General features: G+C 69.6%; 15 protein-coding genes, 1 tRNA gene and 1 riboswitch. Of the genes, 11 read left to right on the top strand and 5 right to left on the bottom strand.

Annotated elements, in window-relative coordinates; genetic code table 11:
- The first annotated feature begins 63 nt into the window (after positions 1–63).
- Positions 64–179: riboswitch (S-adenosyl-L-homocysteine riboswitch) on the top strand.
- Between the two features lie 37 nt (positions 180–216).
- The 4 genes from ahcY (at position 217) to WAT24_RS03260 (ending at position 4,275) form a co-directional block, all read left to right on the top strand.
- Entirely contained in the window at positions 217–1,656 is a 1,440-nt protein-coding gene (ahcY, locus tag WAT24_RS03275; protein WP_336806405.1) for an adenosylhomocysteinase, read from the top strand.
- Positions 1,657–1,915: 259 nt separating this feature from the next.
- Positions 1,916–2,740, top strand: a complete 825-nt coding sequence (gene metF, locus WAT24_RS03270) for a methylenetetrahydrofolate reductase [NAD(P)H] (RefSeq protein WP_336806404.1) — start codon at positions 1,916–1,918, stop codon at positions 2,738–2,740.
- A gap of 31 nt (positions 2,741–2,771) precedes the next feature.
- Positions 2,772–3,296, top strand: a complete 525-nt coding sequence (locus WAT24_RS03265; RefSeq protein WP_336806403.1) for a DUF4124 domain-containing protein — start codon at positions 2,772–2,774, stop codon at positions 3,294–3,296.
- Between the two features lie 61 nt (positions 3,297–3,357).
- Positions 3,358–4,275 (top strand): branched-chain amino acid transaminase, encoded by a 918-nt coding sequence (locus WAT24_RS03260; protein ID WP_336806402.1) that lies wholly within the window; start codon positions 3,358–3,360, stop codon positions 4,273–4,275.
- A 130-nt stretch (positions 4,276–4,405) separates the two neighbouring features.
- On the opposite strand, the gene WAT24_RS03255 is transcribed toward WAT24_RS03260, so the two are convergent.
- The 5 genes from WAT24_RS03255 to WAT24_RS03235 form a co-directional block, all read right to left on the bottom strand.
- Positions 4,406–5,698 (bottom strand): sensor histidine kinase, encoded by a 1,293-nt coding sequence (locus tag WAT24_RS03255; protein ID WP_336806401.1) that lies wholly within the window; start codon positions 5,696–5,698, stop codon positions 4,406–4,408.
- Positions 5,682–6,368, bottom strand: a complete 687-nt coding sequence (locus WAT24_RS03250) for a response regulator transcription factor (RefSeq protein ID WP_336806400.1) — start codon at positions 6,366–6,368, stop codon at positions 5,682–5,684. The genes WAT24_RS03255 and WAT24_RS03250 overlap by 17 nt, the downstream gene beginning before the upstream one ends.
- A gap of 304 nt (positions 6,369–6,672) precedes the next feature.
- The gene (gene rimK, locus WAT24_RS03245; RefSeq protein ID WP_336806399.1) at positions 6,673–7,551 is read right to left on the bottom strand and encodes a 30S ribosomal protein S6--L-glutamate ligase; all 879 of its coding nucleotides are present in this window, start codon (positions 7,549–7,551) and stop codon (positions 6,673–6,675) included.
- A gap of 16 nt (positions 7,552–7,567) precedes the next feature.
- Complete coding sequence (locus WAT24_RS03240) at positions 7,568–8,029, bottom strand: ATP-dependent zinc protease family protein (protein ID WP_336806398.1); 462 nt, start codon at positions 8,027–8,029, stop codon at positions 7,568–7,570.
- A gap of 70 nt (positions 8,030–8,099) precedes the next feature.
- Positions 8,100–8,173: transfer RNA gene (locus WAT24_RS03235), tRNA-Gly, on the bottom strand.
- A gap of 241 nt (positions 8,174–8,414) precedes the next feature.
- Here WAT24_RS03235 and WAT24_RS03230 point away from each other — a divergent pair.
- The 7 genes from WAT24_RS03230 (at position 8,415) to WAT24_RS03200 (ending at position 18,875) form a co-directional block, all read left to right on the top strand.
- Positions 8,415–10,580 carry a DUF6600 domain-containing protein gene (locus WAT24_RS03230; RefSeq protein WP_336806397.1) on the top strand — a complete coding sequence of 722 codons (2,166 nt, stop codon included), beginning with the start codon at positions 8,415–8,417 and terminating at the stop codon, positions 10,578–10,580.
- A 183-nt stretch (positions 10,581–10,763) separates the two neighbouring features.
- Positions 10,764–11,393 carry a tRNA (guanosine(46)-N7)-methyltransferase TrmB gene (gene trmB, locus WAT24_RS03225; RefSeq protein WP_336806863.1) on the top strand — a complete coding sequence of 210 codons (630 nt, stop codon included), beginning with the start codon at positions 10,764–10,766 and terminating at the stop codon, positions 11,391–11,393.
- 335 nt (positions 11,394–11,728) lie between these two features.
- Positions 11,729–13,546: an SLC13 family permease gene (locus WAT24_RS03220; protein WP_336806862.1), complete on the top strand. Its 1,818-nt coding sequence runs from the start codon at positions 11,729–11,731 to the stop codon at positions 13,544–13,546.
- A 218-nt stretch (positions 13,547–13,764) separates the two neighbouring features.
- Positions 13,765–14,958 carry an undecaprenyl/decaprenyl-phosphate alpha-N-acetylglucosaminyl 1-phosphate transferase gene (locus tag WAT24_RS03215; protein ID WP_336806396.1) on the top strand — a complete coding sequence of 398 codons (1,194 nt, stop codon included), beginning with the start codon at positions 13,765–13,767 and terminating at the stop codon, positions 14,956–14,958.
- 192 nt (positions 14,959–15,150) lie between these two features.
- Positions 15,151–16,533 carry a lipopolysaccharide biosynthesis protein gene (locus WAT24_RS03210; protein ID WP_336806395.1) on the top strand — a complete coding sequence of 461 codons (1,383 nt, stop codon included), beginning with the start codon at positions 15,151–15,153 and terminating at the stop codon, positions 16,531–16,533.
- On the top strand, positions 16,530–17,486 hold the full coding sequence (locus tag WAT24_RS03205; protein ID WP_336806394.1) for an ATP-grasp fold amidoligase family protein: 957 nt from the start codon (positions 16,530–16,532) through the stop codon (positions 17,484–17,486). Before WAT24_RS03210 ends, WAT24_RS03205 begins: the two co-directional genes overlap by 4 nt.
- Positions 17,487–17,525: 39 nt before the next feature.
- On the top strand, positions 17,526–18,875 hold the full coding sequence (locus WAT24_RS03200) for a glycosyltransferase (protein ID WP_336806393.1): 1,350 nt from the start codon (positions 17,526–17,528) through the stop codon (positions 18,873–18,875).
- Positions 18,876–18,937 lie beyond the last annotated feature (62 nt).

The raw sequence follows: 18,937 nt of genomic DNA, 5'->3' as shown, positions 1-18,937 counted from the left end.
GGGATCGGACTAGCCTAGCCGCAACCGGCGTCACGGTTGCGGTTACAATGCACGCTTCCCCGGCCCGCCGAGGGGCGCTGCGACCGTTGTCGCGCGGACGGTACCTGCATCCCGCAGGCCACGCCCGCGATCTGCGGCCAGGCTCGGCGCGGCCCGTTCCACAACGGCGCCCGGTGAACGCGACGCGGCTGCTTGCCGCCTCGAACCGGAGAAACCATGAACGCTGTCAGCAAAGAAACCACTCGCCCGGACTACAAGATCCGCGACATCGCCCTGGCCGACTTCGGCCGCAAGGAAATCGACATCGCCGAGCACGAGATGCCCGGCCTGATGTCGATCCGCCGCAAGTACGCGCCGCAGCAACCGCTCAAGGGCGTGCGCGTGACCGGCTCGCTGCACATGACGATCCAGACCGCGGTGCTGATCGAGACGCTCAAGGACATCGGCGCCGACGTGCGCTGGGCCTCGTGCAACATCTTCTCGACGCAGGACCACGCCGCCGCGGCGATCGCCGCCACCGGCACGCCGGTGTTCGCCTGGAAGGGCGAGACGCTGGAGGAATACTGGGACTGCACGCTCGATGCGCTCTCCTTCCCCGACGGCAAGGGCGGCTTCCTGGGTCCGCAGCTGGTGGTGGACGACGGCGGCGACGTCACGCTGCTGATCCACAAGGGCTACGAGCTCGAGAACGGCAGCGACTGGGTCGACACGCCCTCGTCCAGCCACGAGGAGCAGGTGATCAAGAACCTGCTCAAGCGCGTGCACAAGGAGCGTCCGGGCTACTGGCACACCGTCGTGCGAGACTGGAAGGGCGTCTCCGAGGAGACCACCACCGGCGTGCACCGCCTCTACCAGCTCGCCCAGGAGGGCAAGCTGCTGGTGCCGGCGATCAACGTCAACGATTCGGTCACCAAGAGCAAGTTCGACAACCTGTACGGCTGCCGCGAATCGCTGGCCGATGGCCTCAAGCGTGCGATGGACGTGATGCTGGCCGGCAAGGTCGCGGTGGTGTGCGGCTACGGCGACGTCGGCAAGGGCTGCGCACACAGCCTGCGCGCCTACGGCGCGCGCGTGGTGGTCACCGAGATCGACCCGATCAATGCGCTGCAGGCGGCGATGGAAGGCTTCGAGGTGAACACGGTCGAGAGCACGCTGGGCCGCGGCGACATCTACGTCACCACCACCGGCAACAAGGACGTGATCCGCCTGGAGCACATGCAGGCGATGAAGGACCAGGCGATCGTCTGCAACATCGGCCACTTCGACAACGAGATCCAGGTCGATGCGCTGAACGCCTCGGGCGCCGAGCGCACCAACATCAAGCCGCAGGTGGACAAGTACACCTTCAAGGACGGCCGCTCGATCTTCCTGCTCGCCGAGGGCCGTCTGGTGAACCTGGGCTGCGCCACCGGCCATCCCAGCTTCGTCATGTCCAACTCGTTCTCCAACCAGACGCTGGCGCAGATGGACCTGTGGGCGAACAAGGATTTCTACGAGCCGAAGGTCTACATCCTGCCCAAGAAGTTGGACGAGGAGGTGGCGCGCCTGCATCTGGAGAAGATCGGCGTGAAGCTCACCACCCTCACGCCCGAGCAGGCCAAGTACCTCGGCGTGCCGGTGGAAGGCCCGTACAAGCCGGACCATTACCGCTACTGAGCCGGCGCCGTCCCGGTACGCCGGGGAGACGATCCGGTTGGCCGGGAGACGCCCGTCTCCCGCCGGCAAAGGGCCGCAGCGATGCGGCCCTTTTTCCATGCCATGCCCTATGGCCCCCCGACCCCTGCAGGAGCGAGCTCGCTCGCGATGCTCTTCCTCTGCTCGCAGAAAAGGCCTCGCGAGCCAGCTCGCTCCGACCGCGATATCGCTTTATCGCGATGAATGCATAAAATGCGTGCAACCACTCCGGGGACCACGCATGCCGGCGATCAGCTTCGAATTCTTCCCGCCCAAGACCGACGAGCAGCGCACGCAGCTCGACCGGGCCGCGCAGGCCCTCAAGGCGTACGCGCCGGACTACGTCTCGGTGACCTTCGGCGCCGGCGGCTCCACGCTCAGCTACACCGGCGACACGGTCGCCCGGCTGCATCGCACGCACGGCCTGGAGGTGGCGCCGCACCTGTCCTGCATGGGCGGCACCAGGGCGGAGATCGCCGAATTGCTGGATGGCTACCGCGCCGCCGGCTACCGGCGCATCGTGGCGCTGCGTGGCGATCTGCCCTCCGGCATGGCCTCGCCGGGCGACTTCCGCTACGCGGCCGAGCTGGTGGCCTTCATCCGCGAGCGCACCGGCGATCACTTCCACATCGAGGTGGCCGCGTACCCGGAGACGCACCCACAGGCGGAAGACGCGCTGCGCGACCTGCAGCACTTCAAGGCGAAGGTGGACGCCGGCGCGAACGGCGCCATCACGCAGTACTTCTTCAATCCGGATGCGTACTTCCGCTTCGTCGACGACGTGCGCCGGCTGGGCGTCGGCGTGCCGATCGTGCCGGGCATCATGCCGATCACCAACTTCAGCCAGCTCAAGCGCTTCTCCGACGCCTGCGGCGCGGAGATCCCGCGCTGGATCGCCAAACGCATGCAGGCGCACGGCGACGACGCCGAGGCGATCCGCGCGCTCGGCGCCGAGGTGGTGGCGCAGTTGTGCCGGCGCCTGCTCGAGGGCGGCGCGCCGGGGCTGCATTTCTATACGCTGAACCGCGCCCGCGCCACCCGGGCGGTGCTTGCGCAATTGCACTGAAGCCTGCGGGCGGGGTGGCTATGCTCGGCCCATGCCCGCGCTGCGCCTGACCCTGCTGCTGTTCCTGTTCCTGACCGCCGGGTCGGCGCGCGCGCAGACGGCGATCCGCCGTTGCGTCGGCGCGGACGGCCACCCGGTCTACACCGACCAGCCCTGCGCCGCGCTGCAGGCCACGCCCGCGCCGGCGGGCTCGACGGCTGTCGTGCCCTCGCTGCGACCGCCGGCGGTGACCTGCGCGGCCGATGCCGACGAACTGCGCCAGGCAGCGATCGATGCCTTCGCCAACCGGGATGCCAACCGGCTGGCCGGGCTCATGCTCTGGCACGGCTACGGCGAGCATGCCGCGGTCGCGGACATCCGCGCGCTGGCCGCGCTGATGCGCCGGCCGCTGCTGGACATCGGCACGGACCAGGGCGCTTCGGACGCTGCGGCGGAGCCGGCTCCCTCCGGCGAGCTGGTCGTGCGCACGGTGGCGGCCGACGGCAGCGGCGACACCGAGCAGACCCGCTTCGCCATCGAGCGCCATGCCGGTTGCCTGTGGCTGCGGCAGGAGTAGGCACGCGCGGCGGAGGGTACGCAGCGGGTATCATGGGCGGTCCCCTGCACGGAGAACCGCCATGGCGCAGCAATACCCCGAGTGGATCTGGCAGAACGGCGCGATCAAGCCGTGGCGCGAGGCCACCACCCACGTGATGTCGCATGCGCTGCATTACGGTTCTTCCGTCTTCGAGGGCATCCGCAGCTACGCCACGCCGGACGGCGCGGCGATCTTCCGCCTCACCGACCACCTCAAGCGCCTGTACCAGTCGGCGAAGATCTACGACATGGTGCTGCCGTACTCGCTGGACGAGCTGGCTACGGCCTGTCGCGAGGTGATCAGGAAGAACGGCCTGACTGCCGCCTACCTGCGCCCGGTGGCCTACCGCGGCCTCGGCGGCTTCGGCCTTTCCGCCGAGACGCCGATCGACGTGGCGGTGGCGGCCTGGCCGATGGGCCCCTACCTCGGGCCGGAGGCGCTGGAACAGGGCATCACCGCCTGCGTGTCGAGCTGGCAGCGCTTCGCACCGAACACCATCCCGGCGGGCGCCAAGGCCGGCGGCAACTACCTCTCCGGCCAGCTGATCGCGCGCGAGGCGCGCCGGCTCGGCTTCGGCGAGGGCATCGCGCTGGCCAACACCGGCCTGCTCAGCGAGGGCGCCGGCGAGAACCTGTTCCTGGTGTTCGACGGCGTGCTGCACACCACGCCGGCCAGCGCCTCGATCCTCACCGGCATCACCCGCGACACGCTCAAGACGCTGGCGCGCGAGGACGGCATCGAGGTCATCGAGCGCGACCTGCCGCGCGAGTACCTGTACCTGGCCGACGAAGTGCTGATGTGCGGCACCGCCGCCGAGGTGACGCCGATCCGCGCGATCGACGGCAAGCAGGTCGGCAACGGCACCGCCGGGCGCGTGACGCGCCGTCTGCAGGAGCTGTACTTCGGCCTGTTCGACGGGCGCACCAACGACCAGTGGGGCTGGCTGGAGCCGGTCTGAGCGCACTTCGCCGGCAGCTGCTCCCGCGCTCCCGGTCGAGCCGGGACGGAAACGAAAGGCCGCAGCGATGCGGCCTTCTTTCTGGCGATGCACTGGCGGCCCGAGCCCGGAGCGGGAGCGGGTGCAGCGATCAGGCGGGCTCGAACACCAGGCTCGCGATCGCGCCGTTGGTGTCGCTGCGCGGGCGCATCGACACCTGCCAGCCGTAGAGGTCGCACAACCGGCGCACGATCGCCAGGCCCAGGCCGGCACCGCTGCCGCCGGCGCCTTCGCCGCGCACGCCACGCTGGAACAGCCGCTCGGCATCCTCCGGCTTGATGCCGGGCCCGGTGTCGATGACCTCCACGCGACCGGCGCCGATCTCCACCCGCACCAGCCCTTCCAGCGTGTACTTGATGGCGTTGCCGATCAGGTTGGTGAGCGCGACCGACAGCACCGAGGCGGGCGCGTTGACGCTGACCGGCTCGGCGACGGAGAGCTCGATGTCCAGCGGCTTGTCGCGCATCTGCGGACGCTGGCTCTCGATCACGTCGGCGGCCACGCGCGCCACCTCGGTGGTCTCGCCGCGCGTCGGGCCGCGGCGCTCGGCGCGCGAGAGCAGCAGCAGCGCCTCGATCAGCTCGTTGGCCTGGCGCGAGGCGCGCTCGATGCGCTTCAGGCGCTCGCGCAGCTTGTCGGTGAGGTCGGGCGAGCCCTGCAGCAGCTCGGTGGTGCTGGCGATCACCGCCAGCGGCGTGCGCAGCTCGTGGCTGACGTCCGAATTGAACTCGCGGTCGCGCTCGACCATCGCGGTGAGCCGCGCGGCGTACTCGTCCAGCGCCTGTGCCAGCTCGCCCACCTCGTCGTCGGCAAAGTACGGCGCCAGCGGCTCGGCCTTGCCCGCCTTGCGGAAGTCGCGCAGCCGCCGTGCCAGCTCGCTGACCGGCTTGAGCACCTTGCGCGACAGCCACAGCCCCAGCACCAGCGAGAGCAGGCCGAACACGAACACCGCGCCGATCACGCTGATCAGCAGTTGCTGCTTGCCCAGCTCCTCGCGCGAGACGTCGTAGCGCAGGAAGCTGATGATGCCGCCTTCGCGCCACACGGCCAGCTTGTAGTGGTGCGTCTTGCCGGTCTCGTCCGGCTCGTAGATGTCGTGCACGCCGTTGGGCAGGTTCTGCCAGGCCAGCGGCGCCTTGTAGAGCGTGCGCTCGCTCTTGATCATGCCGGTGAGCAGCCGCGAGCCGGGCCCGGCCTCTCCGGGATGCTCGCGCGCCTGCTGGTTGGCCCACTTGGCGTCGTCGAGCAGGCTGGCGTTGACCAGCTGGTCCTCCACGCGCGTGCGGATGTTCAGCGCCGCAAATGCGAACAACGCGCTGAGGCCGAAGCCGAACAGCGCGAAGGAGACGATCAGGCGGAAACGCAGCTTACGTCTGGACAGCATCCGGCTCGACCATGCGGTAACCGATGCCGTGGCGCGTGTGGATCAGCGGCTTGTCGAACGGCTTGTCGATCGCCGCGCGCAGGCCGTGGATGTGCACGCGCAGCGAATCGCTGTCGGGCAGTTCCTCGCCCCACACGCGCTGTTCCAGATCCTGGCGGGTGACCACCGAGGGGCTCGCTTCCATCAGCGCCTGCAGGAGCTTGAGGCCGATCGGGTTCAGCTGGATCGACTTGCCGTCGCGGGTGACGGTGAGCGTGTCCAGGTTGTAGGTGAGGTCGGCGACCTTGAGCACGCGGCTCTGCGGGCCCTTGCCGCGGCGCGCCAGCACCTCCAGCCGCGCGGCCAGTTCCTGCAGCGCGAACGGCTTGGTCATGTAGTCGTCGGCGCCGGACTCGAACCCGGTGAGCTTCTGTTCCAGCGCATCGCGTGCGGTGAGCATCAGCACCGGCGTCTGCTTGTGCGCCTCGTGGCGCAGCTTCTTGGCCACGTCCAGGCCGTCCATGCCCGGCAGGGTGAGGTCGAGCACGATCACGTCGAAGTCGTGCACCACGGCCAGGTGCAGGCCGGTGACGCCGTCGCCGGCGAAATCGACCACGTGGCCGCGGTCCTCCAGGTAGTCCCCGATATTGGTCGCCAGATCGCTGTTGTCTTCGATCACTAGGACACGCATGCGCCACTCCGTCAGGCCATCGGCCAGGGCCGCTTGGGGGAGCAAGCTTAACAAGCTTGCGGTGGGGAAAGCCGGCGCACCTGGGGCCTCGGCCAATAAAAAGGCCCAGATGCCGACTCGCGTCGCCGCACCTGGGCCGAAGCTTACTGCCCCGATACCGAATCTGCTGCCACCAGACCTTGCGGTTGAGTGCCGAGCACATTGCAGTGGGGTCTTTATAGGACGGGCCCGGTTACAGCGCGGTTAATGCCGGCTCACCGGCCCGTTAATTGCGCTCGACGCACGTCGTACCGGCGTGAAGGCGTCATGCGCCGGCGTGCTCCTCCAGGTGGCGGATGATGTGGCCGGAGACGTCCACGCCGGTGGCGGTCTCGATGCCTTCCAGGCCCGGCGAGGCGTTGACCTCCAGGATCAGCGGGCCGCGCCGCGAACGCAGCAGGTCGACCCCGGCGATGCCCAGGCCCAGCGCACCGGCCGCGCGCACCGCGATGCGCTTCTCCTCCGCGCTCAGCGTCGCCTTCACCGCGCTGCCGCCGCGGTGCAGGTTGGCGCGGAAGTCGCCCGGGCTGGCCTCGCGCTGCATGGCGGCGATCACCTTCTTGCCGACCACGAAGCAGCGCAGGTCGCTGCCGTTGGCTTCGGCGATGAACTCCTGCACCAGGAAGTTGGCGTACAGGCCGCGGAAGGCCTCGATCACGCTCTGCGAGGCGCTGCGCTTCTCGGCCAGCACCACCCCGGTGCCCTGGCTGCCCTCGTTGAGCTTGATCACGTGCGGCGGCTCGCCCAGCATCGCCAGCAGGTCGTTGGTGTCGTCGGGGTTGTCGCCGAACACGGTGACCGGCATGTCCAGCCCATGCGCGGCCAGGATCTGCAGGCAGCGCAGCTTGTCGCGCGCGCGCAGCACCGCGTCCGAGGTGTTGGGCGTGTACACGCCCATCATCTCGAACTGGCGCAGCACCGCAGTGCCGTAGAAGGTGGTGGTGGTGCCGATGCGCGGGATCACCGCGTCGATGTCGCGCAGCGCCTTGCCCTTGTAGCGCATGGCCACGTCGCGCGGCGTGATGCGCACGTAGCAGCGCAGCGGATCCAGCACGCGCACCACGTGGTTGCGCTCGCGGGCGGCCTCGACCAGCCGGCGGGTCGAATACAGCCGCGTGTTGCGCGACAGGATCGCGATTTTCATGGGGTTTCCGTGCGGATCAGGACAGGCCCGGTCGCGCGAACGCGGACCGGGGGCGCGGCTGGGTGTAGGAAAGGGCGGGATCCACGGCGAAACGCCCGTGCAATGCACTGCGCCCGAGCAGCATGGGGAACAGCATATGCCGCCGATCGGTGAGGCTGATGTCGATCTCGAAGCGCTCGCCGGCCAGCACCACCTCGCTGCGCACGAACCAGCGCTCGGTGCCGTGCCCGCCGGTGTCGACGACCACGCGCCGGTCCAGCGCCGGCGCCTCGCACAGCACGGCATGGGGGTGACGGCGCCCGGGCGAGACCGAGAAGCGCAGCCACAGGGCGTCGCCGCGACGGAAGGTCTCCAGCGTGTCCACGTGCAGCGCGCTGGAACGCGCGCCGGTATCCAGCTTGGCCTTGAGCTGGCCGATGCCCAGCTGCGGCAAGGCCAGCCGCTCCCGCCATCCGAGGGTGATCACGCCTGCACTCATCCGCACACGCCGCAGTCCGGGAGGGAGGATGGCCCGATGGGGATCGGGCTGCCGGGTTGGAGCGAAAGACTGGAGCGGGTGAAGGGAATCGAACCCTCGTCAGTAGCTTGGGAAGCTACAGCTCTACCATTGAGCTACACCCGCGTTCGCCGCGGATGGTAACCCGGGAGCGACCGTTGTGGAACGGGGAGCGCCCCGCGCGACAAGCGCCCAGGCATCCGCCTCGCTGGAAAACGTTTGCAGCCCGCACGGCAGATGAACCGCACATGGCGGCCGGCTGAACCGCAGATGGCGCAGGACGGTGCGCGCCGGACGGCCGCTCCATAATCGGTCAGCGCCCGGTGGCGTGGGCCGTTCCAGGAAGGGAGACGGCGGAGGAAAAATCATGCGAGCTCGTCCGATGTTCCGTTGGGCCTGGCGTCTGTGCGCCGCGGCCCTGCTGTTGTGTGCCGTCGGCGCGGTGCAGGCGCAGAGCGACGACGGGGGCGGCGATCCGCCCGACCGCGTGGCCCGGCTCTCCTGGCTGCAGGGCGACGTCGGCCTGCTGCCCTCCGGCGCGCAGGACTGGGGCGAGGCCAGCATCAACCGCCCGCTCACCCGCGGCGACCGGCTGTCCAGCAGCGACGGCTCCCGTGCCGAGCTCGAGCTCGACGGCGCCGCCCTGCGCCTGGACGGCGGCACCGACGTGGGCTTCCTCGCGCTGGACGACTCGATCGCCCAGCTCGAACTCACCCAGGGCACGCTCAATCTCACCGTGCGCCGGCTCGACGACGGCGAGAGCTACGAGATCGACACGCCGACCGTCGCACTGGTGGTCGACCACCCGGGCACGTTCCGCGTGGACGTCGACCGCGACGGCCGGGGCACCCGCGTCACCGCCTTCGACGGCAGCGCCACGGTGTACGGCGAGAACGGCGCGCAGCGTCCGGTGATCGCCGGGCGCAGCTACCGCTTCGCCGACGCCTCGCTGGACGACGTGGTGCTGGAGGATGTCGGCGGCGGCGACGACTTCGACGCCTGGTGCCAGGAGCGCGATCGCCGCTACGCCGGCTCGGTGTCGCGCCGCTACGTCTCCGAGGACGTGATCGGCTACCAGGACCTCGACCGCTACGGGCAATGGCGCAGCGACCCGGACTACGGCACCGTCTGGTATCCGGCCGACGTCGATGCCGACTGGGCGCCCTACCGCGACGGCCACTGGGCCTGGGTGGCCCCGTGGGGCTGGACCTGGGTGGACGACGCGCCCTGGGGCTTCGCGCCCTACCACTACGGGCGCTGGGCCTGGCGCCGCGACGGCTGGTGCTGGGTGCCCGGCCCGATCGGCTGGCGCCCGGTGTACGCCCCGGCGCTGGTCGCCTTCGTCGGCGGCAGCCACTGGAGCGTTTCGGTGGGCAGCGCGCCGGTGGGTTGGTTCCCGCTGGGCCCGGGCGAGATCTACGACCCGTGGTACCGCAGCAGCCGCCGCTACTACACCCAGGTCAACGTGACCAACATCTACGTGCGCAACCGCACCGTGATCGTCAACCGCATCGACCGCCGCTACGACGGCTGGCGCCGCGGCATCGCGCCGCCGGTGCGCGCGCTCGGCCACGGCACGCCGCGCGGCTTCACCGCCGTCCCGGCGCGCGCCTTCGCCGACGCCGACCGCGTGCAGCCGCACCGCCTGCGGATCGACCCGCGCGAGCTGCGCGGCGCCGCCGTGCTGACCCGCGCCGCCACGCCCAAGCCGACCGCGCGCAGCTTCGTGCCGCCGCGCCCGGCGCAGGCGCGCCCGCTCCCGGCGCAGGGCTTCCGCCGCGAGGTGGTGGCACGCCACGCGCCGCGCGAAGCGATCGATGCCGGCCGGCCGGCCCGGGGGCCGGTGCGCGGAGCGGCCGACCAGCGCGTGCGGGTGCTGCGTCCGCGACCCGACACCTTGCCGGCGGTCGCACACTTCGCGCCGGCACCGCGTGCAGAGGGCGCCGGACCGCGCGCCGTGCCGGCGCGTCCGGCGACGCGGGAGTTGCGCGCGGCACCGCTGCGCCCGGGCGAACTGCCTTCGGCGCGCTTCGTGCGCCGGCCCGAGCCGGCGCAGCCCGCGGGCCGGCCACGCCCGGGCGTGAGCTTCGTCTCCAGCGCCCAGGCCGACCGCGAACGGGCGGCCCGGGCGGCCCCGGGCCTGCCCCAGGTGCCGCGTATCGAGCGCGCCGGCGCGCCGGCGCCGGCCTGGCGCCGGCCGGACGTGGCGCCGCCGCGGGACCTGCGGGCACCCGATTTCGCCGCGCAGCAACGGGCGGCCCGCATCGAGGCGGCACGCCGGCAGGCGGCGATGCAGGAACGGCCGATGCCGCGTGGCGAAAGCGCCCGCCCCGTGCCGCCGATGCAGTTGAGGGAACCGGATGCGGCGATGCGTGCCCGTGCGATGCCGCCGCGGGTGCCGCAAGCGGACGCCTTCCGTCCGGTGCCGCAGGCCGCTCCCGCCCCACGGGCCGCGCCGGCCAACGGCTCGCAGGGCGGCGCACAGTCGCGCGGCCATCGCGAACCGCCGCGCCGCTTCGACGCGCAGCACTGACCGACCGGGCGGCGCCCGCCGGGCGCCGCCGCTACAATGCGCGGTCCCGCGGCCCAGCGCACGACATCGCGCCGGCGCCACGCTCCCCTGCAGGCGCATGCCGACGTGACCGACCAGCCTCCCACTCCGGACCTTCCCCCACACCTTCGCCGCATCCGCAGCTTCGTGCTGCGCGAGGGCCGCATGACGCCCGCCCAGCAGCGCGCCTTCGACGCGCACTGGGCCCGCTTCGGCATCGACTACAGCGCGACGACGCAGGATTTCGACACGCGCTTCGGGCGCCGCGCGCCGCGCGTGCTGGAAATCGGCTTCGGCAACGGCGAGGCGCTGGCCTGGGCCAGCGAGCACGACCCGGCGCGCGACTACATCGGGGTGGAGGTGCACGGTCCCGGCGTGGGCCGGCTGATGAACGCACTGGCCGCGCGCGACGCGCGCAACGTGCGCGTCTACCGGCACGACGCGGTCGAGGTGCTCGAGCACGAGATCGCCCCCGCCACCCTGGCCGAGGCCCGCATCTGGTTCCCCGACCCCTGGCACAAGAAGCGCCACAACAAGCGGCGCATCGTGCAGCCGGCGTTCGTCGCCCTGCTCGCCTCGCGCATGGCGCCCGGCGGCCTGCTGCACCTGGCCACCGACTGGCAGCCCTACGCCGAGCACATGCTGGAGGTGATGGAAGCCGCGCCCGGGTGGCGCAACGCGGTGGCGCCGGGGCAGTACGCCGAGAAGCCGGACTGGCGCATCGAGACGCACTTCGAGCGGCGCGGCCTCAAGCTGGGACACGGCGTGTGGGATCTGCTCTATCGCAGGACGTAGCTCTGCCCCCTCTCCCCGTCCGTCATCGAGGACGGGGCGGAGGGTTGGAATGAGGGCTCGCGCCAGCCCCGGGTGTGTTCGTCGGCGCGATTCTCAAAGCCCCTGGCCGATCCGCTTTCCCGCCAGCCCCGGCCCCTCACCCTGCCCTCTCCCCGCAGGGGCGCGGGTTCAACCACGCAGGCCCGAGGTTCACCAGCCACTGCAATGCGCCGCTTATACTGGCGCACAAACAGGGACGGACCCGGCCACGTGAGGCATCCACTGCACAATCCCATCCGCTTCCACCCCCAGCCCTTCCTGGACGCTCGCTAGTGGCCCTCACGCTCACCCCCGAAATGATCCTGGTGCTCGGGCTGGTGGGCTTCACCATGCTGATGCTGGTGCTGGAGTGGATCCGCGCCGACATGGTGGCGCTGCTGGTAGTGGTGGTGATCGGCCTGACCGGACTGATTCCATCCGACCGCGTGTTCAACGGCTTCGCCGGCAACGCGGTGATCGCGATCATCGCGATCATGATCATGGGCGCCGGGCTGGACCGCGCCGGCGTGCTCTCGCTGACCGCCAGCTTCGTGATGCGCATGGCGCGCGGCAAGGAATCGCGCCTGGGCGTGGTGATCAACTCGGTCACCAGCCTGTTCAGCGCGGTGATCCCGAGCCAGGCGCTGGCCGCGCTGATGATCCCGGTGACCAGCCGCCTGTCCGCGCGCACCGGCGTGCCGATCTCGCGGCTGCTGCTGCCGATGGGCTTCTGCATCCTGACGGCGACCAACACCACGCTGATCGCCAATTCGCCGCTGATCGTGCTGAACGACCTGATCGCCAGTGCGAACGCCAACCTGCCGCCGGGCGCGCACACCATCCCCAAGTTCGGCCTGTTCAGCGTCACGCCGGTGGGCCTGGTGCTGGCACTGCTGGGCATCACCTATTTCTGGCTGTTCACCCGCCGGCTGCTGCCCGAGCGCGAGGACGAGCGGCTGAAGGTCACCCCCGGGCGCACCGAGAGCTACTTCGCCGAGACCTACGGCATCGGCGGCGAGACCGCCGAACTCACGGTCACCGCCGAGAGCCCGCTGGTCGGCATGAGCATCGGCGAGGTCGAGCAACTGCACGGCGCGCCGCTGATCCTGGCGATCAAGAGCGGCAACGACGCGCGCATGGCGCCCCCGGTGGACTACGTGATCTGGGTCGGTTCGGTGCTCGGCGTGCTGGCGCCGCGCGAGGAGGTCAACCGCTTCGCCAACAACCAGCTGTGCAAGGTCTCGCCGCGCATGCGCCAGCTGGGCGAGCTGTTCAACCCCACCCGCGCCGGCATCTCCGAGGCGGTGCTGCCGCCCTCCTCGCGCTTCCTCAAGCAGAGCGTCGGCGAGCTGCGCCTGCGCAAGCGCTACGGCATCTCGGTGCTGGCGGTGAACCGCGGCGACCAGGTGTTCCGCGACGACGTGCGCGGGGTGAACCTGCGCGCCGGCGATACGCTGGTGCTGCACTCGAGCTGGCGCGACCTCGCGCTCGCCGCCGAGGACAAGGACCTGGTCGTCGTCACCGACATCCCCAAGGAGGAACAGCGCCCCGGCAAGATCTGGCAGGCGGTGGGCTTCTTCCTGCTGGCCAAGTGCCTGGCCCTGTTCACCCACCTGGACCTGTCGGTGGCCATGATGACCGGCGCGATCGGCATGCTGCTGACCGGCGTGCTGAACATGGACGAGGCCTACAAGGCGGTCAACTGGAAGACGATTTTCGTGACCGCCTGCCTGATCCCGCTGGGCTGGTCGATGGATGCCACCGGCACGGCCGCCTGGCTGGCCCAGCAGGTGCTGCTGCACCTGGGCGACGCCTCGCCCTGGATCCTGCAGGTCTCGCTGGCGGTGCTTACCCTGCTGTTCTCGCAGGTGATGTCCAACGTGGGCGCCACCGTGATGATGGTGCCGATCGCGATCAGCGTGGCGGTGGCCACTGGCGGCAACCCCTCGGCCTACGCGCTGATCGTGGCGGTGTCCTCGTCCAACACCTTCCTGCTCAGCTCCGGCCACCCGGCGCTGATGATGGTGGCCGGCCCCGGCGGCTACCGCGGCAAGGACTTCCTGCGCGTCGGCGCCCCCCTGACGCTGGCGATGCTGGTGACCACGCTGGTGGTCATCAACCTGATGTTCCACTGAACCGGAAAGCGGGCCGGACAGCCCCACGGGCGCCTTCTTTGCAGGCGCTTTGGCGCCTGTCTACCGTTGACGAGAATTGCACTGGCGGCTGCCTACCCTAGCCGGAAGCTCCTTGCAGGGGCTAGGGAACGGGGATATCCGGTTTTGCCTGCGAACGCAGGTGGTGCTGTGTCCGGACGACGAGCGCGACCGTCTGCCGGCATGGCCCGATCAGGACGATGGGACTAGCCACTATGCAGTACTCCCGGATACTAATCGCTTGTCTGACGGCCGCCTGCGTTTCCGGCCTGGCGATCGCCATTCTCTACCGCTTTGCCGAGTCCTGGGGGTTGGTGGACCGGCCGAACGAGCGCAAGCACCACGTCGGTCACGTTCCCTTGATCGGCGGCCTGGCCGCCTTTGCCGGCGTGCTTGCCGGCACCCTCGTCGACGGCGAGGCGCACCTGTTCACCAATAGCCTGCTCGCCACGGCGGCGGTACTCGCCCTGGTCGGCGCCCTGGACGACCGCTTCGACCTCAGCGTACGCACCCGCCTGCTGGTGCAGACCGCCGCGGTGTTGACCATGGTCGCGGTGACCGGGGTGCAGATCCATACCCTGGGCCACCTGTTCGGCCAGGAGTTCGAGCTGGGCGTGTTCGGCATCCCGCTCACGGTGGTCGCCGTGATCGGCCTGCTCAACGCTTTCAACATGATGGACGGCATCGACGGTCTGGCCGGCACGCTGGCGCTGGTCAGCATCGGCGCCATCATCATGTACCAGGGCCAGCCGCAGTGGCCGGGCGTGGTGGTGCTGGTGCTGCTGGCGGGCGCGCTGGTGCCCTACCTGGCGGCGAACCTGGGGCTGGTCGGGCGCAAGATCTTCCTCGGCGACGCCGGCAGCATGGTGATCGGCTACATCCTGGCCTGGACACTGATCCACCTGAGCCAGGACCCGAAGACCCAGGAACTGTCCACCATCGACGTGCTCTGGTGCGTGGCGCTGCCGGTGCTGGACACGCTGGCGGTGATGGTGCGCCGCATCCGCGAGGGCAAGAGCCCGTTCAAGCCCGACCGCGGGCACATCCACCACATGATGATGCAGGCCGGGCTGGGCCCGCGCACCACGCTGGTCGCGCTGGTGGTGCTGGCGATCGGACTGGCGCTGACCGGCATGCTGACCCATTCGCTGGCCCCCGGCAGCAACCTGCTCGCCTTTGGCGCGCTCACGGTGATCTACGTGACGCTGATGGGGCGCATCTGGCAGAAGCTGCAGGCGCAGGCGGCCTACCAGGCGGACGGCGTGCGCCCCGCTATCGGGCACAAGGCCGGTGCGCTGCCTAGCAACGTGATCCGGTTGCGATCGTCGGTCAGCCTGCTCTCCCCCTACGGCAAGAACGTGCACGGTCCCAAGCGCGGCTCGGCCGCCAAGTAGGCAGGGCCGCACGTCGCCCCAGCGGTCGCTCGACCGCTGGGGTGCCGGGATCCCGCCACCCATCGGGTGACGCCTCTTCCGCCGGAATGACGGTCCCGGACGGAGGCCGCCGCCCATGGGCACTGCACGGACCCTCCACACACCGGCGCCCGACAATCCGGCCCTGCTCCCCCCCGCGAGAACCTCAAGCGAGTGAATTCGATCGTCTACCCGAAGCACGACAGTCTGCGCGGACGGCTGCGTGAGCTTGCGCGTCGACCGTTCGTGCGCAACGTCGTGGCAGTGACCACCGGCACGGCGGCAGCCCAGGTCGTGACGGTGATCTTCGCGCCGCTCGTCGCGCGCCAGTACGGCCCGGCGGCGTTCGGTGCACTGGGCGCGTTCACGGCGGTGCTCGGCGTGCTGGCGCCGGTGGCCTCGCTGACCTATCCGATCGCCATGGTGCTGCCGCGGTCGGATGCCGATGCCAGGGCCATCGCCAAGCTGTCCATGCTGATCGGGTTCGGGGTCTCGGTGCTGCTCGCCCTGGCGTTCGGTCTTGCCGGCGACCCGCTGGCCCGGTTGCTCGGGCTCTCGACCATCCGCGACTACCTGATGCTGCTGCCGCTGGCGGTGCTGCTGTCGGCCTGGATGCAGGTGATGGAGCAATGGCGCATCCGCAAGAAGCAGTTCCGGGCCACCGCCCGCGTGGCCGTATTGCAATCGCTGATCCAGAACGCCGCCAAGGTCGGGGTGGGCTGGTTCCATCCGGTAGCCGCGGTGTTGATCGTCATCGCCACGCTCGGCAACGGGCTGTATGCCTTCATGCTCGGCCTGGGCATGCGTGGCACCTTCGCCGCCGGGGACGACGGCCCGGGGCCGAAGCGGCCGATGTCCGCACTCGCGCGCGAGCACCATGACTTCCCGCTCTATCGCGCGCCACAGGTCTGCATCAACGCCGCATCGCAGAGCCTGCCGGTGCTGATGTTGGCGGGCTTCTTCGGACCCTCCGCCGCCGGCTTCTACTCGCTGGGCCGAACCGTGATGTCGATGCCGATCCGGCTGGTCGGCAAATCGGTGGGCGACGTGTTCTACCCCCGCTTCACCGAGGCAGCCCATCAGCGCCAGCCCTTGGGGCCTCTCATTTCCCGTGCCACCGTCTTCCTGGCGGCCGCCGGCCTCGTGCCCTTCGGGCTGGTGGTCGCCGCCGGCCCCTGGCTGTTCCACCTGGTGTTCGGTGACCAGTGGCGCATGGCCGGCGAATATGCGCGCTGGCTGGCGGTCTGGCTGTACTTCGGCTTTCTCAACCGTCCCAGCGTCGCAGCCATCGCGACGTTGGGCATGCAGCGCTTTTTCCTTGGCTACGAGATCGTCAGCCTGATGCTGCGCGCTGCGGTCATCTGGCTGGCCTTCGCCTGGCTGCATAGCGACCTGATCGCGGTCGCCGCGTTCTGCGTGAGCGGTGCGTTGCTCAATGCTTTCCTGGTTGCCGCCACACTTCTGGCGTGCCGCAGGATCGCGCCAGCGGCACCCGACAGGCTTGCGAACGACAGCGGAAGCCAGGACGGCTCCATCACGCAGCAGGCGTCGCCATGACCATCCTGAAGGCACTGCGCGATCGCATGTCACCCGTGGTCATGGCCCTGCCGGACTGCGTGTTCTACCAGTACAAGTACCTGCTTGCCCACGGCACACTCTGCAACTTCGCGCAACCCCGCAGGTTCTCGGAAAAGATCTTCCACCGGATGCGCTATCCCTCGCCGCTGTTTTCACGGCTGGCCGACAAGGTGGAGGTGCGCAGCTACATTTCCGCCACGGTCGGCACGCAATACCTGGTGCCGGCGTACCTGATCTGCGACCAGGTGGTGCCAGGCACGTTCGATGCCCTGCCGGAATGCTTCGTCATGAAGGCGAACCACAGCTGCGGGCAACTGCGGATCGTGCGCAACAAACAGGCGGAGGACCCGGCGGAGCTCGCCCGTCTGGCGAACCTCTGGCTGACCTCCGAGTTTCCCATCCGCATGCGCGAGAAGCATTATCGCGCCATCCCCCCGCGCATCCTTTTCGAGCAGGCCCTGCTCACCGACGGGAAGCCGCCGGCCGACTACAAGTTCAATGTGTTCAACCCGGGCCCGGGCCAGAAACCTTTCGTGTTCATCCAGCACATGCAGGGCCGTTTCGAGTACCTGACCCAGGATCTCTACCTGGAGGACTGGAGCCCGGCCCCGTTCAAGCTGCTGCACCAGAAGACCAGCGGTAGCACGGCACCCCGGCCGAAGCCGCTCGAGGAAATGCTCCACGTGGCCACGCGACTGGCCGAACCGCTGGGCTACATGCGGGTCGATTTCTACCTCCATCAGGGGCGGGTCTACGTAGGGGAACTCACCCTTACCCCGGGTGCAGGCCGCTACGTATTCGAACCAAGGGAATGGGACGAGACTCTCGGCGCCAGGTTCGGATGGCCCGAGCCCGCCCCCCGCGAGGGCCTCCCTCCAGGCGAGAACGATGCGGCAGCTGTCGCACCGCGCGTCGCCAGCACGCTCGACTGAACCCAAGGCCCACGCCACTGCTACGACACAGGAACGCCCATGATCCTGCAAAGCCATCGCCCATCACCGGCCATCACGCACGATCCAGGTGAGCGGCAACGCGAACGGGTGCGCACGCGCTCCGCGGCAGACCACAGCGGGGCATCCACGGACACCCAGCCACACACCCGTCGGGGCAGGCAGCCAACCGTGCTCGTGTACAAGTCACGCCTGCTGCCCTACTCGGAAACCTTCATCCGCGAGCAGGTGCGCATGCTCTCCAGCTGGCGTGGCATTTTGGTCGGCGACGGGCTTGCCCGCCGGGGCCTGGCGCTGGACGGGCTGGATGTACGGCTTCTCGGCTACCGGCGCCGCCTGGCACAGCATCTGGCCAATCTGGCCTCGCCCTACCTGATCTGGTCATGGCCCAAGCTCAGGGCACTGAAGGGCGAGCGCGCGGATCTTCTGCACATCCACTTCGCCACCGACGCATACCGGATCTGGCCGCTTGCGCGCCAGCTCAACCTGCCCACGCTGGTGACCCTGCACGGCTACGACATCAACACCTATCGCAGCTGGTGGGAGGCCGGCCACGGGGGTCGCCTGATGCGCGGATTCCCGGCCGGCCTGCTGAAGCTCGCGCAGGACCGGCGCGTCCACTTCATCGCCGTATCCGAAGCGATCCGCCAGTCCGCCATGGCCTTCGGCCTGCCCGAGGAAAAGATCACGGTGAGTCACATCGGCGTGGATACCACAGCCTTCACTCCGGGCCCGAAGCCGATCGCCTCCCGCCGCGACATCCTGTACGTGGGACGCCTGGTGGAAAAGAAGGGATGCCGCTACCTGCTGCAGGCATTCGAACAGATCCAGGACGACTTTCCCGAGTACCGCCTGGTGATCGTGGGCGACGGACCGCTCGAGGCCGAATTGAAGTCTTACGCCCAGCAGCATGGAGTGCGGGCGGCGTTCCTCGGCGCGATCCCGGCCGAGCAGGTGCGACGTTGCCTGGATGACACGCGCGTGTTCTGTCTGCCCAGCATCACGGCCGACAACGGTGATGCCGAAGGGCTGGGTATCGTGATCCTGGAGGCCCAGGCCTGCGGTGTGCCAGTCATCACCTCCGCCCGCGGCGGGGCACAGGAGGGCATCGTGCACGGGCAAACCGGATTCGCACATGCCGAAAAGGATGTCGAAGCCATCCGCGAGGGGCTCGTGGCATTGCTGCAGGACGACGACCTGGCGGAACGTTTCGGTCGACGCGGGCGCGAGCACGTGGTGGCCACGATGGATATCGCCAGTTGCAACCGGCGTCTGGAAGAACTCTACGAGCTGCACGCCTTCGGCCGCGCGAGCCAGCGCGGAACGGGCACCGCGAAACTGTTCCCCCGAAGCGAGCGGCAGTGCATCTGATCGGGTGGTGGGTGAATCCAGGCGGCGCACGCCGGACCGGAACTGCAGCTTTCTGATGACGG

Origin of the sequence: Fulvimonas yonginensis (assembly GCF_037137055.1) — a bacterium.
GTDB classification, from domain to species: Bacteria; Pseudomonadota; Gammaproteobacteria; order Xanthomonadales; family Rhodanobacteraceae; genus Frateuria_A; species Frateuria_A yonginensis.
This window is presented reverse-complemented; position numbering and strand designations above follow the sequence as displayed.

Excerpts from the sequence above, each read along its gene's own strand:
- WAT24_RS03205 (WP_336806394.1), top strand. The coding sequence starts at position 16,530 with ATGACCATCCTGAAGGCACTGCGCGATCGCATGTCACCCGTGGTCATG.
- WAT24_RS03230 (WP_336806397.1), top strand. The coding sequence starts at position 8,415 with ATGCGAGCTCGTCCGATGTTCCGTTGGGCCTGGCGTCTGTGCGCCGCG.
- trmB (WP_336806863.1), top strand. The coding sequence starts at position 10,764 with ATGACGCCCGCCCAGCAGCGCGCCTTCGACGCGCACTGGGCCCGCTTC.
- metF (WP_336806404.1), top strand. The coding sequence starts at position 1,916 with ATGCCGGCGATCAGCTTCGAATTCTTCCCGCCCAAGACCGACGAGCAG.
- WAT24_RS03255 (WP_336806401.1), bottom strand. The coding sequence starts at position 5,698 with ATGCTGTCCAGACGTAAGCTGCGTTTCCGCCTGATCGTCTCCTTCGCG.
- WAT24_RS03265 (WP_336806403.1), top strand. The coding sequence starts at position 2,772 with ATGCCCGCGCTGCGCCTGACCCTGCTGCTGTTCCTGTTCCTGACCGCC.
- ahcY (WP_336806405.1), top strand. The coding sequence starts at position 217 with ATGAACGCTGTCAGCAAAGAAACCACTCGCCCGGACTACAAGATCCGC.
- WAT24_RS03200 (WP_336806393.1), top strand. The coding sequence starts at position 17,526 with ATGATCCTGCAAAGCCATCGCCCATCACCGGCCATCACGCACGATCCA.
- WAT24_RS03260 (WP_336806402.1), top strand. The coding sequence starts at position 3,358 with ATGGCGCAGCAATACCCCGAGTGGATCTGGCAGAACGGCGCGATCAAG.
- WAT24_RS03240 (WP_336806398.1), bottom strand. The coding sequence starts at position 8,029 with ATGAGTGCAGGCGTGATCACCCTCGGATGGCGGGAGCGGCTGGCCTTG.
- WAT24_RS03215 (WP_336806396.1), top strand. The coding sequence starts at position 13,765 with ATGGGACTAGCCACTATGCAGTACTCCCGGATACTAATCGCTTGTCTG.
- WAT24_RS03220 (WP_336806862.1), top strand. The coding sequence starts at position 11,729 with ATGATCCTGGTGCTCGGGCTGGTGGGCTTCACCATGCTGATGCTGGTG.
- rimK (WP_336806399.1), bottom strand. The coding sequence starts at position 7,551 with ATGAAAATCGCGATCCTGTCGCGCAACACGCGGCTGTATTCGACCCGC.
- WAT24_RS03250 (WP_336806400.1), bottom strand. The coding sequence starts at position 6,368 with ATGCGTGTCCTAGTGATCGAAGACAACAGCGATCTGGCGACCAATATC.